The sequence below is a fragment of the Janibacter sp. GS2 genome, from assembly GCF_051200835.1.
In the GTDB taxonomy this organism is placed as follows: domain Bacteria; phylum Actinomycetota; class Actinomycetes; order Actinomycetales; family Dermatophilaceae; genus Janibacter.
The window spans coordinates 2475312-2487784 of sequence record NZ_CP195161.1 but is presented as its reverse complement, the minus strand read 5'-3'; the positions used below and the strand labels follow the sequence as shown (position 1 = coordinate 2487784).

The window sequence follows — 12473 nt, the reverse complement described above, 5'->3', positions numbered from 1 at the left end:
CCTTCGTCGAGCCATCCCGGAGAGGCTGCGTGTTCCCGTGCCCGTCCCCCCACTGACCCCGCAGCAACGCGCCGATGCCCTCTCGCGGGCGACCGCCGCGCGCCGGCAGCGGGCCGAGGTCAAGCACCGCCTCAAGCAGGGGTCCTCGGGCATCGCCGAGGTCATCGCCGACGGGGTGCACGACGCGGCGATCGCGAAGTTCAAGGTGTCCGAGCTCATCGAGTCGATGCCCGGCGTCGGGCGGGTCAAGGCAGGTCAGATCATGGACGACCTCGGCATCGCCCGCTCCCGACGGGTGCGTGGTCTCGGTGAGCACCAGACGCGGGCCCTCATCGACCACTTCGCCCGGGCATGACGGCACGACTGACCGTGCTCGCCGGTCCCACCGCCGTCGGCAAGGGCACGGTGGCCGCGTGGATCCGCGAGCACCATCCCGAGGTCTGGCTGTCGGTGTCGGCGACGACCCGACCGGCCCGGCCCGGCGAGATCGACGGGGTGCACTACCGCTTCCTCTCCGGCGACGAGTTCGCCCGGCAGGTGCGCGAGGGCGAGATGCTCGAGTGGGCGGTCGTCCACGGCCGGGCCTCCTACGGCACCCCGCGGGGCCCGGTGATCGAGGCACTCGCGCAGGGGAAGCTACCGCTGCTGGAGATCGACCTGCAGGGAGCACGCCAGGTCCGCGCGTCGATGCCGCAGGCCCGCTCGGTCTTCCTCGCACCGCCGTCGTGGGACGAGCTGGTGAATCGTCTCGTCGGCCGCGGGACCGAGACGGCCGAGGAGAGAGCCGTGCGGTTGGACACCGCGAAGGTCGAGATGGCGGCGCAGCAGGAGTTCGACCACGTCATCGTCAACGACGACATTCGTCGTGCCGCCGAGGAACTCGTATCATTGATGAGATCGCACTGACCCCGACGACAAGGACCACCTCGACGTGTCCGGTACCAAGGCAAACCCCATCGGCATCACCAACCCGCCGATCGACGACCTCCTGACCAAGGCGGACAGCAAGTACGCCCTGGTCATCTACGGCGCGAAGCGCGCCCGTCAGATCAATGCGTACTACTCGCAGCTCCAGGAGGGGCTGCTGGAGTACATCGGCCCGCTGGTCGACGCACAGGTCCACGACAAGCCGCTGTCGATCGCCCTTCGCGAGATCGACCAGGGCCTGCTCACCAAGGAGGCCAGCGCTCCCGAGGGCGACGCCCCGGTGCCCTCCGTCACGGTGCCGGTCACCGACGAGGCCTGACGGACTCCCTTCGTGCGCATCGTCCTCGGCGTGGGTGGGGGCATCGCCGCCTACAAGGCTGCCCTCCTGCTGCGCCTCTTCAGCGAGGACGGTCACGAGGTGACCGTCGTCCCCACCGAGGCCGCGCTGCGCTTCGTCGGCGCACCGACGTGGGAAGCGCTCTCCGGGCGCCCCGTCCAGACCGATGTGTGGAGCAACATCACCGAGGTACCGCACGTGCGGATCGGCCAGGAGGCGGATCTCGTCGTCGTCGCACCGACGACGGCTGACCTGCTGGCGAAGGCCGCGCACGGCCTGGCCGGTGACCTGCTGACCAATGTGCTGCTCACCGCGCGCTGTCCCGTGGTGCTGGCCCCCGCCATGCACACCGAGATGTGGGAGCACGCGGCCACCCGCGCCAATGTCGTGACCCTGCGCGAGCGCGGGGTCACCGTCGTCGAGCCCGACTCCGGGCGACTGACCGGCGCCGACACCGGTCCGGGCCGTCTGCCCGAGCCGGAGACCATCCACGCCGCGGCGATGGACGCGTGGCGCGACGGGCGTGCGTCCGACCCCGCACCTGCGGACGACCTCGACGGGACAGCGGTGCTCGTGAGCACCGGCGGGACCCGGGAGCCGCTCGACCCGGTGCGCTATCTCGGCAACCGGTCCTCCGGCAAGCAGGGTCTGGCGATCGCCGAGGCCGCCGCCGCCCGGGGTGGCAGGGTCACGCTCGTGGCCGCCAACCTCGACCTGCCGGTGGCCCCCGGCATCGAGGTCGTGCGCGTGGGCTCCGCCCTCGAGCTGCAGGAGCAGATCAGCGCGCGCGCCGCGGACCACGACGTCGTCGTCATGGTCGCCGCCGTGGCCGACTTCCGGCCGGCCGAGTACGCCGGCTCCAAGATCAAGAAGACGCACGATCCCGGCGACCCGGACGCCGCACCGACGATCCAGCTCGTGCGCAACCCGGACATCCTCGCGGGGCTGGTCACCGCCCGGGGGGACTCCCCGTCGCCGCTCATCGTCGGCTTCGCCGCCGAGACGGGTGATGCGAGCGGCTCGGTCCTCGACCACGCCCGGGACAAGCTCACCCGCAAGGGGTGCGACGTCCTCGTCGTCAACGAGGTCGGTGTCGGCAAGACCTTCGGCGCCGACGACACGAGCGTGCACGTCCTCACCCGGGGCGGTGACGACGCCCTCGAGATCGGCCCGGCGAGCAAGCGGGTCGTCTCCGAGGGCATCTGGGACGTCATCACGGGTGCTCTCCGCGCCTGACGCGATCCGGTGCATAGACTGACCGCGCCCTACCGGGCGGTCACGATCCGCCTGTCCTCGATCCAGGGAGTTCCACGGTGTCCGGACGTCTCTTCACCTCCGAGTCGGTGACCGAAGGTCACCCCGACAAGATCTGTGACCAGATCTCGGACTCGATCCTCGACGCGATGCTCGAGGTCGACCCCGGCAGCCGCGTGGCCGTCGAGACGATGGTGACCACGGGGTTGGTGCACATCGCCGGCGAGGTCACGACGGAGGCCTACGTCGAGATCCCGCAGCTCGTGCGCAGGGTCATCGCCGAGCGGGTCGGCTACGACTCCTCGGACAAGGGCTTCGACGGCCGCACCTGTGGCGTCTCGGTCTCGATCGGTGCGCAGAGCCCGGACATCGCCCAGGGGGTCGACACCGCCTACGAGAACCGCACCGGTGGCATCGACCCGAAGGACAAGCAGGGCGCCGGCGACCAGGGCCTGATGTTCGGCTACGCCTGCGAGGACACGCCCGAGCTGATGCCGCTGCCGATCTTCCTGGCGCACCGTCTCGCGCAGCGCCTGACCGAGGTACGCAAGTCCGGTGAGCTGGAGTACCTGCGGCCGGACGGCAAGACCCAGGTGACCATCGACTACGACGGCGACCGGCCCGTGCGTCTGGACACCGTGGTCCTCTCCACCCAGCACTCCGCGCAGATCGACCACGAGCGCCAGCTGCCCGAGGACATCAGGAGGCACGTCTTCGAGCCGGTGATGACCGCGCTCAAGGACTCCGGCGTGCAGCTCGACACCTCCGACTACCGCACCCTGATCAACCCCACCGGCAAGTTCGTCATCGGCGGACCCATGGGGGACGCCGGCCTGACCGGCCGCAAGATCATCGTCGACACCTACGGCGGCATGGCCCGCCACGGGGGCGGCGCCTTCTCCGGCAAGGACCCGTCGAAGGTCGACCGCTCGGCCGCCTACGCCATGCGCTGGGTCGCCAAGAACGTCGTGGCCGCCGGTCTCGCCGGTCGCTGCGAGGTCCAGGTCGCCTATGCCATCGGCGCGGCGCAGCCGGTCGGTCTGTACATCGAGACCTTCGGCACCGAGACCGTCCCGGTCGAGCGGATCCAGGCCGCGGTCGACACGGTCTTCGACCTGCGCCCGCTGGCGATCGTCGAGGAGCTCGACCTGCTGCGCCCGATCTACGCGCCGACGGCCGCCTACGGCCACTTCGGGCGGACCGAGGCCGCCGGGTACGACACCCCCTTCCCGTGGGAGCAGACCACCAAGGTCGAGGCCCTGCGGGCAGCGGTCAGGGCCTGATCGACCCCCACGAGACCGGGAGGGAGGTCGCTGACACCCCTCCCGGTTACGTTGGTCCCCGTGCGCGTCGCCCAGGTACTCATCGACTCGGGGCTGGTCCATCTCGACCGGCCCTTCGAGTACCTCGTGCCCGAGGAGCTCGAGGCGGCCGCGGTGCCCGGGGTGCGGGTCAAGGCACGCTTCGCCGGACGTGACCTGCCCGGGTACATCCTGGAGCGCACCGACGTCGCCGAGCACACCGGTCGGCTGGCCCCCATCCGCACGGTCGTCTCACCCGAGCCGGTCCTCACCCCCCAGGTGCTCGAGCTCGCCCGGCGCGTGTCTCGCCACCAGGCGGGGACCGTCATGGACGTCCTGCGCCTGGCCATCCCGCCGCGGCATGCGCGGGCCGAGAAGGCCCTGTCGAGCGGGCCCCCGGCCCCCGACGCGGACGCAGGGGAGGCGTCCTCGCCCTCCACGCCCACGGGGCCGGTCGAGCCACCCGAGGTCTGGGCCGGCTACCGCGCGGGGGTCGCGTGGTGGTCCCGGGTCGCGGCGGGGGAGTCGCCGCGCGCAGCCTGGCTCGCCGCGCCGTCGCGGCCGACCGGGGCGGACTGGCCCAGGGCCCTCGCGGAGGCGGCTCGCGGCGCGCTGGCCTCGGGGCGGGGGAGTGTCATCGTCGTCCCCGACCAGCGGGACGTCTCCCGGGTGGACGCCGCCCTGACCGAGGTGCTCGGCCCGGACCAGCACGTGCGCCTCACCGCAGACCAGGGCCCGCAGGCGCGCTACACGGCGTGGCTGAAGGTGCTGCGCGGGCACGTGCGCGTCGTCGTCGGGACCCGCGCGGCGGCCTACGCGCCGGTGCGGGACCTCGGTCTCGTCGCGTGGTGGGACGACGGCGACGACCTCCATCTCGAGCCGCGGTCCCCGTACGCCCACGTCCGAGAGGTCCTCACGACCCGCGCCGATGTCGAGGACGCGGCGCTGCTCGTGGGTGGCCTGGCGATGTCGACCGACGTCGCCGCCCTCGTCGACTCCGGACGGGTCCACCTCGTCGGCGGGTCCGCGTCGCGGCGTGAGGCACCGCGGGTGCTCATCGCCGGTGAGGGCGTCGATGAGGAGCGCGACGGGCCCGGGGCCCGGGCGCACATCCCCTCGTCCGCCCACCGCGCCGCCTCGGCGGGCCTGCGGGAGGGCCCGGTGCTCCTGCAGGTGCCCCGCCGCGGGTACCTGCCGGCGATGTCCTGCGCGACCTGTCGGGCGCCGGCCCGCTGCCCCGAGTGCCAGGGGCCGCTCGCCCTGCCCTCTCCCCACCGCTCACCGGAGTGCGGCTGGTGCGGACGATCGCCACGCGGCTTCGACTGCCCGCACTGCGATGGCGACCGGTTGCGCGCCGGGGTCATCGGCGCGCGCCGGACGGCGGAGGAGATCGGCCGCTCCTTCCCCGGGACCCGCGTCATCACCTCCGGTGCCGGCGAGGTGCACGAGAGCGTGGGGCCGCAGCCGGCGATCGTCGTCGCCACCCCGGGTGCCGAGCCCGTCGCCGACGGGGGGTACGCCACGGTCCTCCTGCTCGATGCCTGGGCGAGCCTCGACCGACCCGACCTGCGCGCGGCCGAGGAGGCGGTGCGGCGGTGGTTCGCCGCGGCCGGCCTCGCGAGGTCCTGGGCCGACGGGGGAGCGGTGGTGCTCTGTGGCGCGCCCTCGCACGTGACGATCCCCGCAGTGGAGGCTCTCGTGCGGTGGGACCCGCAGTGGTTCGCCGCCCGTGAGCTCGCGGAGCGGTCCGAGCTGTCCCTGCCACCGACGACCTGGACGGCGGAGGTCGTCGCCGATCGCCGGCGGGTCGAGCCGATCGAGCACGCGGTGCGCTCGGTGGCGCCGGAGGCCGAGCTGCTCGGTCCGTTGCCGGTGACCGGCACGCTGGAGCGGCGCCGGGTCGTCATCAAGGCGCCCTTCGACGACGGGCCCCTCATCGCGTCCGCGCTGAAGGACCTGCGGGCCGGAGAGAGCGCCCGCAAGGCGCCCGATCCCACGTCGGTGAAGGTGGGGCACCTGAGCATCGGGTAGACCCCTCTAGACTCGCCCCCGTGCGACTGATCTTTGCCGGGACCCCGCAGGTCGCCGTCCCCTCCCTTCGTGCCCTCGTCGGCTCCGACCACGAGGTCGTCTCCGTCATCACCCGACCGGACGCGAAGGTGGGTCGCGGCCGCCGCCTCGAGCCGTCCCCGGTCAAGGTCGTGGCGCAGGAGCTCGGGCTGCCGGTGCTCACGCCCCGCAGCGCCACGGACCCGGACCTCGTGGCCGCGCTGGAGGGGCTCGCGCCCGACTGCTGTCCGGTGGTCGCCTACGGCGCCCTGCTCCCGGAGCAGGTCCTCGACATCCCGACCCACGGGTGGGTCAACCTCCACTTCTCGCTGCTGCCCGCGTGGCGCGGTGCGGCGCCGGTCCAGCGAGCGCTCATCGCCGGTGACGAGATCACCGGGGCGAGCACCTTCCGGATCGAGGCCGGTCTGGACACCGGGCCGGTCTACGGGACCATGACCGAGCGGATCCGCCCGGACGACACCTCGGGTGCCCTCCTCGACCGCCTGGCCGACGCGGGTGCCCCGCTGCTGCTCGCGACGATGGACGGCATCGCCACCGGTGAGCTCGAGCCGCAGGTGCAGCCCACCGAGGGCATCAGCCACGCCGCCAAGCTCACCGTCGAGGACGCCCGGGTCGACCTCACCCACCCGTCGATGGCCATCGACCGGCTGATCCGTGGCTGCACCCCGGCGCCCGGGGCATGGACGAGCTTCCGCGGCGAACGACTCAAGCTCGGCCCCGTGGGCATCACCGACGAGACCCTTCCGGTCGGCGTCGTCGACGCCCGCAAGCGTGAGGTCCTCGTCGGCACCGCCGACCGGGCCGTGCGGCTGGGCGAGGTCACCCCCCTGGGCAAGAAGCCCATGCCGGCGGCGGACTGGGCCCGGGGCGTGCGCATCGCCGACGGCGACCGACTGGGGGAGGAGACCCCGTGAGTGACGAGCGAGACCAGCGACACCGTGGCCCACGGCGCAAGTCGCGCACCGCACCGGCCCAACGCTCCCGCGGAGGTGATCCGGCCCGCAGCACCGCGCACGCCGTCCTGCGGGCGGTGGCCGACGACGCCTACGCCAACCTCGAGCTGACCCAGGCGCTGCGTCGGGCCAGGCTCACGGGGCGTGATGCCGCCTTCACCACCGAGCTGACCTACGGCACCCTGCGGATGCAGGGGTTCTACGACGCGGTGATCGCCGATGCGGCGCAGCGCCCGACGGGCCGCCTCGACGCCGCCGTCCTCGACGTGCTCCGGCTCGGTGCGCACCAGGTGCTCGGGATGCGGGTGCCCGAGCACGCCGCGGCGGACCAGTCCGTCGGCCTCGCGCGCTCCGTCGCCGGGGTGGGCGCGGCCGGTCTGGTCAACGCCGTGATGCGCCGGATCGCCGAGCGTTCCCTCGAGGAGTGGCAGGAGCGGGTCGTCCCCGCGCAGCCGCTCGCCGAGCGGCTCGCGATCGCGCACTCCCACCCGGTCTGGGTCGTCAAGGCCCTGCGTCAGGCGCTCATCGGGCACGGTGCGGCCACCCCCGAGACCGCCGACGTCGCCATCGAGGAACTCCTCGCGGCGCACAACGTCCCGGCACCCGTCGCCCTGATCGCCCGCCCCGGCCTGGCCGAGGTCGACGAGCTGTTGGCCGCCGGAGCCCACGAGGGGAGGTTCTCTCCCTTCGCCGCCGAGCTCGACGGTGGTGACCCCGGGGCGATCGCGGCCGTGCGCGACGGCCGGGCAGCGGTGCAGGACGAAGGGAGTCAGCTGCTCGCCCTCGCCCTGGCCTCCGCGCCGGTCGCCGCGCACGAGGACGGCCACGTGGAGCGGTGGCTGGACCTGTGCGCCGGCCCCGGCGGCAAGGCCGGGCTGCTCGCCGCGCTCGCCCTGCGCCAGGGCGCCGACCTCGTCGCGAACGAGGTCAGCGATCACCGCACCGAGCTCGTGCGGCAGACGCTGCGTCCGGCACTCGTGGCTGCTGCGGCCGACGGACGCCGGTTGGACGTGCGCACCGGCGACGGCCGGGAGATCGGGACGGACGAGCCGGACGGCTACGACCGGGTCCTCGTCGATGCGCCGTGCACCGGGCTCGGTGCTCTGCGTCGCCGGCCCGACGCCCGCTGGCGCCGCCAGCCCGGCGACCTGGTGGGTCTCGGCCCGCTGCAGCGCGAGCTGCTCGCGTCGGCCATCGAGGCGACCCGTCCCGGAGGCGTCATCGCCTATGCCACGTGCAGCCCCCACCTGTCCGAGACGACCTTCGTCGTGCGGGACGTGCTGAAGAAGCGCGACGACGTCGAGCAGATCGACGCGCGCGAGCTGCTCACCGAGTGCGCGGTGGGAGACCTGAGCGACCTCGGTGACGGCCCGCACGCCCAGCTGTGGCCGCACCGCCACGGCACCGACGGGATGTTCCTCGCCCTGCTGCGCAAGAGGGCCTGAGAGCACCACCCTGTCCATCCACACCGGCTGACCCGGCCCCCACCCCAGAGGAACCAGTGCAGATCTCCCCGAGCATCCTGTCCGCCGACTTCGCCAACCTGGAGTCCGAGCTGGCCGCCATCTCCACCGCCGACTGGGCGCACGTCGACGTCATGGACGCCCACTTCGTGCCCAACCTCACCCTCGGCCTGCCGATCGTCGAGTCCCTGCTCAGGGTCAGCCCGATCCCGATCGACTGCCACCTGATGATCGAGGACCCGGACCGGTGGGCCCCGCCCTATGCCGAGGCCGGGGCGCAGTCGGTCACCTTCCACATCGAGGCGGCGACCGACCCGGTGACCCTGGCCCGCGACATCCGCGCCCAGGGCGCCCGGGCGTCGATGGCGCTCAAGCCGGGGACCCCCTTCGCCCCCTACGAGGAGCTGTTGCCCGAGCTGGACATGGTGCTCGTGATGACCGTCGAGCCCGGTTTCGGTGGCCAGTCCTTCATGGCCGACCAGATGCCCAAGGTCGCGCAGGTGCGTGAGGCCGTGAAGCGCCACGATGGTGACATCTGGGTCCAGGTCGACGGGGGTGTCTCCGCGAAGACGATCGAGCAGTGCGCCGAGGCCGGCGCGGACGTCTTCGTTGCCGGGTCGGCCGTCTACGGCGCGCACGAGGCGGCGTCCGCGATCGACGAGCTGCGTGAGCTGGCGGTGCGCCACAGCCACTGACCGGTGACGCCCCGGAGCCCGACGACGTGCCGGTCTCGGCGTGGGAGGAATCACGGGCCAGCGAGATTGCGCGGATCGCGGACGGTCAGGAAGATGAGCGGGCACGTGTCTCGTGACTCGGTGAGATTCCGAACCGGCGGTGAGAGCCCGCGACCCGGCTGCCCCATGCAGACGGTGAACTCCGGCATGATCCCGGGGCCGACGGTGACAGTCCGGATGGGAGAGGGCGCGCGCAGACAAGGGTGACGCATGTCCATCATCGAATGGATCTACTCGGCGGGCGTCGACATCGCCGGCCACCGGCTCTCGTTGATGGAGACCATCGGGATCGGCTTCGGTCTGGCCTCGGCGGTCGGGGGGATGCTCCGCAAGGTCTGGGCCTGGCCGGTCGGGATCGTCGGCAACGCGATCCTGTTCTTCGTCTACATCGGCGTCACCCTCGGTGTCGACGACAAGGCTCCGCTCTTCGGCCAGTCGGGCCGGCAGATCTTCTTCATCATCACCTCGCTCTACGGGTGGCGGCGCTGGCGGCAGGTCAAGCGCCGGCGCACGTCCGGGGGCGAGCACGCGATCACCCCGCGGTGGGCGACGGTGGCCGAGCGCGTGGGGCTCGCCGTGACCATGGCCCTGGGCGTCGTCGTCGTGCAGCAGGTCTTCGCCGTCCTCGGCGCCGGTTGGCCCGCTCCTCGCTGGTACTTCTGGGCCGATGCCTGGATCTTCATGGGGTCGCTGCTCGCGACCTATGCCATGGCCCGCGGGTGGAACGAGTTCTGGTTGATCTGGATCGGCGTCGACCTCGTCGGCGTGCCACTCCTGTGGCACAGCGGCTACCTGCCGACGGCCGTGCTCTACGCCGTGTACGCGGCCTTCGTGCTCTACGGATTCGTCGTCTGGCTGCGCGCCTCGCGCACCGAGCGTCCGGACGGTGAACCCGTGGACGGGCGAGCCACCGTGGCCAACTAGGCTGGACTCCCGTGAAGACCTTCGAAACCCTCTTCGACGAACTCTCCCGCAAGGTGGCCGAGCGGCCCGCGGGGTCGGGAACCGTGGCGCAGCTGGACGCCGGGACCCATGCCATCGGCAAGAAGGTCATCGAGGAGGCCGCGGAGGTCTGGATGGCCGCCGAGTACCAGAGCAAGGAGGAGCTGGCCGAGGAGATCAGCCAGCTGCTCTACCACCTGCAGGTGCTGATGATCGACGCCGGCCTCGGCCTCGACGACGTCTACGCCCACCTCTGAGAGGACCGACGTGCGCATTGCCGTGCCCAACAAGGGCTCCCTGTCCGAACCCACCGTGGAGATGCTCCGCGAGTCGGGATACCGCGTCCGACGCGACACCAAGGAACTGATCGTCGCCGACCCCGACAACGACGTGGAGTTCTTCTACCTGCGTCCCCGGGACGTCGCCCTCTACGTCGGCAAGGGCCAGGTCGATGCCGGGATCACCGGGCGCGACCTGCTCCTCGACTCCGGCTCGGCCGCGACCGAGGTCCTGGAGCTGGGCTTCGGCGGCTCGACCTTCCGCTTCGCCGGCCGACCCGGCGAGGCGAGCAGCGCCGCAGACCTCGACGGGCGACGGGTGGCCACCTCCTACTCCGGGCTCGTGCGCCGCCACCTGGAGGCGAAGGGGGTCTCCGCCGAGGTCGTGCGTCTCGACGGGGCCGTCGAGACGGCCATCACCCTCGGTGTCGCCGACGCCATCGCCGACGTCGTCGAGACCGGGACCACCCTGCGCCAGCAGGGCCTGGAGGTCTTCGGCGAGCCGATCCTGCGCAGCGAGGCCGTCCTCATCCGCCGCAGCGACGCCAACGAGGCGGGGATCGATGTCCTCCACCGGCGTCTGACCGGTGTCGTCACCGCACGCGAGTACGTCCTGCTCGACTACGACTGCCCCGAGGAGCTGGTCTCCCAGGCGGTCGAGCTGACCCCGGGGCTCGAGTCCCCGACGGTGAGCACGCTGCACGACGCGAGCTGGTGCGCCGTGCGCGCGATGGTCCCGCGTGGCCGGACCAACCGGATCATGGACGAGCTCTACGACCTCGGCGCTCGCGCGATCCTCGTCACCGAGATCACCGCGTGTCGGTTGTGACGACACCGGATCGGGAGACGGCGGCCGACTTCCGGCCGGTGCGTGGACGCCTCGTGGCCATCGTCATCGGGATCGCGATCCTCGTCGGGGCGATCGCCCTGGCCATCACCCTGCCCGGGCAGTACGAGATCATGGACCGGCTCACCTGCGCCGGCATCGGCGTCGCCGTCGCGGCCTTCATGAGTCGCTACGCGACGATCCACGCCCGACCGGACGCACGGGGACTCCACGTGCGCAACCTCGGCTCGGGGGAGCTCGTCCCCTGGGAGGACATCACCGCGGTGCGCTTCTCCCAGGGCATGCCCTGGGTTCGCCTCGACCTCGAGGACGGGACGGACCTGGCGGTCATGGCGATCCAGCGAGCCGACGGACCACGCTCGGTCGACGAGGCGCAGCGGCTCGCCGACCTCGTGGGGATCTAGCTCGTCCTGATACGGGTCGTCGGGATCCGGGAGGCGCGCGGCGTGGCCTCGGACGGCCCGACGGCCGGGGCTAGAGAGAGAGGAGCTTCGCCTTCTCGGCAGCGAACTCGTCCTCGGTCAGGAGCCCGCCGTCCTTGAGCTGACCCAACTCCTTGATCTTGGCGATCTTGTCGTCGATCGACATCGCGGGAGCGGGCGGCGCCGCTGCCGCCGGGTGGGCCCGCAGGGGGGCGGCGGCCTGGTCGGTCATCGCCTGTTGCTGGGCGGCTGCTGCCTGTTGCTGGGCGGCTGCGGCCTGTTGCTCCGCGAAGCCCTGTGCTTGCCGATTTCGCACGCCCCCGGAGACCGCGGTCGCCGTCCCCGCGATGACAGCCGTTCGGGCCATGGTGCCCATCAGACCCGGGCGTCCACGTCGTCCTCGCATGGTGTCCTCCTTCAGTCCTCGTCGAGTGCAGCAACTGCTCGCAGCACGGTTTCGCGCGGGATCCGCTCCAGCGCCTCGAGTCGGCCGTTGGAGCCGCGGACGGCGGACGCCAACCGGGCAGCCCAGCTGTTCTCCCACACGACGACCAGTGCCGAGGCGTCCGGCTCCAGGCCGGTCGCGACCCCCTCGAGGTCGGCGTCGCTCAACAGGTCGAACCGCGAACCCTCCACCTGGTCGAAGGCTTCGGCGACCTCGCTGTCACCCATCTCGAGGATTGCGACCGACCCGGCCGAGTCCTTGCGCACGAACGCCAGGTCGATGATCCGGACGGCTCCGCTGGTGTGGATGTCGGCCAGGGCCGGCGCCACCTCACCGTTGAATTCGTTTCCCTCGAAGTGGATCACCGCCACGTCGACGGGACCGATCGTGTCGGCAGGCAGGTCAACGGGCATGGCTGGGACCTTCGCTGTCGGAGGATGAGTCTTTCGACAGAGTACACAGCGCGGTCCCGCCGCAGCGGGACTCGTCACGGTCGATCG

Annotated in this window: 15 protein-coding genes and 1 riboswitch; of the genes, 13 read left to right on the top strand and 2 right to left on the bottom strand. The window is 72.1% G+C overall.

Going from position 1 to position 12473, the window contains the following annotated elements:
* Nucleotides 1-37 precede the first annotated feature (37 nt).
* The 13 genes from mihF (at nucleotide 38) to ACR9E9_RS11895 (ending at nucleotide 11510) form a co-directional block, all read left to right on the top strand.
* Entirely contained in the window at nucleotides 38-355 is a 318-nt protein-coding gene (gene mihF, locus ACR9E9_RS11955) for an integration host factor, actinobacterial type (protein WP_435198714.1), read from the top strand.
* Nucleotides 352-906, top strand: coding sequence for a guanylate kinase (gene gmk, locus ACR9E9_RS11950; protein WP_435198712.1), 555 nt, complete (start codon nucleotides 352-354; stop codon nucleotides 904-906). Before mihF ends, gmk begins: the two co-directional genes overlap by 4 nt.
* Nucleotides 907-931: 25 nt before the next feature.
* Entirely contained in the window at nucleotides 932-1246 is a 315-nt protein-coding gene (gene rpoZ, locus ACR9E9_RS11945; protein WP_435198710.1) for a DNA-directed RNA polymerase subunit omega, read from the top strand.
* A gap of 12 nt (nucleotides 1247-1258) precedes the next feature.
* Nucleotides 1259-2500, top strand: coding sequence for a bifunctional phosphopantothenoylcysteine decarboxylase/phosphopantothenate--cysteine ligase CoaBC (gene coaBC, locus ACR9E9_RS11940; RefSeq protein ID WP_435198708.1), 1242 nt, complete (start codon nucleotides 1259-1261; stop codon nucleotides 2498-2500).
* A 77-nt stretch (nucleotides 2501-2577) separates the two neighbouring features.
* Entirely contained in the window at nucleotides 2578-3801 is a 1224-nt protein-coding gene (gene metK / locus ACR9E9_RS11935; protein ID WP_435198706.1) for a methionine adenosyltransferase, read from the top strand.
* Between the two features lie 60 nt (nucleotides 3802-3861).
* A complete protein-coding gene (locus ACR9E9_RS11930) occupies nucleotides 3862-5850 on the top strand; it encodes a primosomal protein N' (RefSeq protein WP_435198704.1) in 1989 nt (662 codons plus the stop codon).
* 20 nt (nucleotides 5851-5870) lie between these two features.
* Complete coding sequence (fmt, locus tag ACR9E9_RS11925) at nucleotides 5871-6803, top strand: methionyl-tRNA formyltransferase (protein WP_435198703.1); 933 nt, start codon at nucleotides 5871-5873, stop codon at nucleotides 6801-6803.
* Nucleotides 6800-8287 (top strand): RsmB/NOP family class I SAM-dependent RNA methyltransferase, encoded by a 1488-nt coding sequence (locus ACR9E9_RS11920; RefSeq protein ID WP_435198702.1) that lies wholly within the window; start codon nucleotides 6800-6802, stop codon nucleotides 8285-8287. Before fmt ends, ACR9E9_RS11920 begins: the two co-directional genes overlap by 4 nt.
* Nucleotides 8288-8343: 56 nt before the next feature.
* Nucleotides 8344-9000, top strand: a complete 657-nt coding sequence (gene rpe, locus ACR9E9_RS11915; RefSeq protein ID WP_435198701.1) for a ribulose-phosphate 3-epimerase — start codon at nucleotides 8344-8346, stop codon at nucleotides 8998-9000.
* A 103-nt stretch (nucleotides 9001-9103) separates the two neighbouring features.
* Nucleotides 9104-9232: riboswitch (FMN riboswitch) on the top strand.
* Nucleotides 9233-9249: 17 nt separating this feature from the next.
* Nucleotides 9250-9963, top strand: a complete 714-nt coding sequence (locus ACR9E9_RS11910) for a nicotinamide mononucleotide transporter family protein (protein ID WP_435198700.1) — start codon at nucleotides 9250-9252, stop codon at nucleotides 9961-9963.
* Between the two features lie 11 nt (nucleotides 9964-9974).
* Nucleotides 9975-10238 (top strand): phosphoribosyl-ATP diphosphatase, encoded by a 264-nt coding sequence (locus ACR9E9_RS11905; RefSeq protein WP_435198699.1) that lies wholly within the window; start codon nucleotides 9975-9977, stop codon nucleotides 10236-10238.
* 10 nt (nucleotides 10239-10248) lie between these two features.
* A complete protein-coding gene (gene hisG, locus ACR9E9_RS11900) occupies nucleotides 10249-11088 on the top strand; it encodes an ATP phosphoribosyltransferase (RefSeq protein ID WP_435198698.1) in 840 nt (279 codons plus the stop codon).
* On the top strand, nucleotides 11085-11510 hold the full coding sequence (locus ACR9E9_RS11895) for a PH domain-containing protein (RefSeq protein WP_435198697.1): 426 nt from the start codon (nucleotides 11085-11087) through the stop codon (nucleotides 11508-11510). The genes hisG and ACR9E9_RS11895 overlap by 4 nt, the downstream gene beginning before the upstream one ends.
* Nucleotides 11511-11580: 70 nt before the next feature.
* Here ACR9E9_RS11895 and ACR9E9_RS11890 read toward each other — a convergent pair whose 3' ends face one another.
* Both ACR9E9_RS11890 and ACR9E9_RS11885 read right to left on the bottom strand, forming a co-directional pair.
* Nucleotides 11581-11895: an SHOCT domain-containing protein gene (locus ACR9E9_RS11890; protein WP_435198696.1), complete on the bottom strand. Its 315-nt coding sequence runs from the start codon at nucleotides 11893-11895 to the stop codon at nucleotides 11581-11583.
* Between the two features lie 50 nt (nucleotides 11896-11945).
* The gene (locus ACR9E9_RS11885) at nucleotides 11946-12386 is read right to left on the bottom strand and encodes a DUF6325 family protein (protein WP_435198695.1); all 441 of its coding nucleotides are present in this window, start codon (nucleotides 12384-12386) and stop codon (nucleotides 11946-11948) included.
* Between the last annotated feature and the right edge of the window lie 87 nt (nucleotides 12387-12473).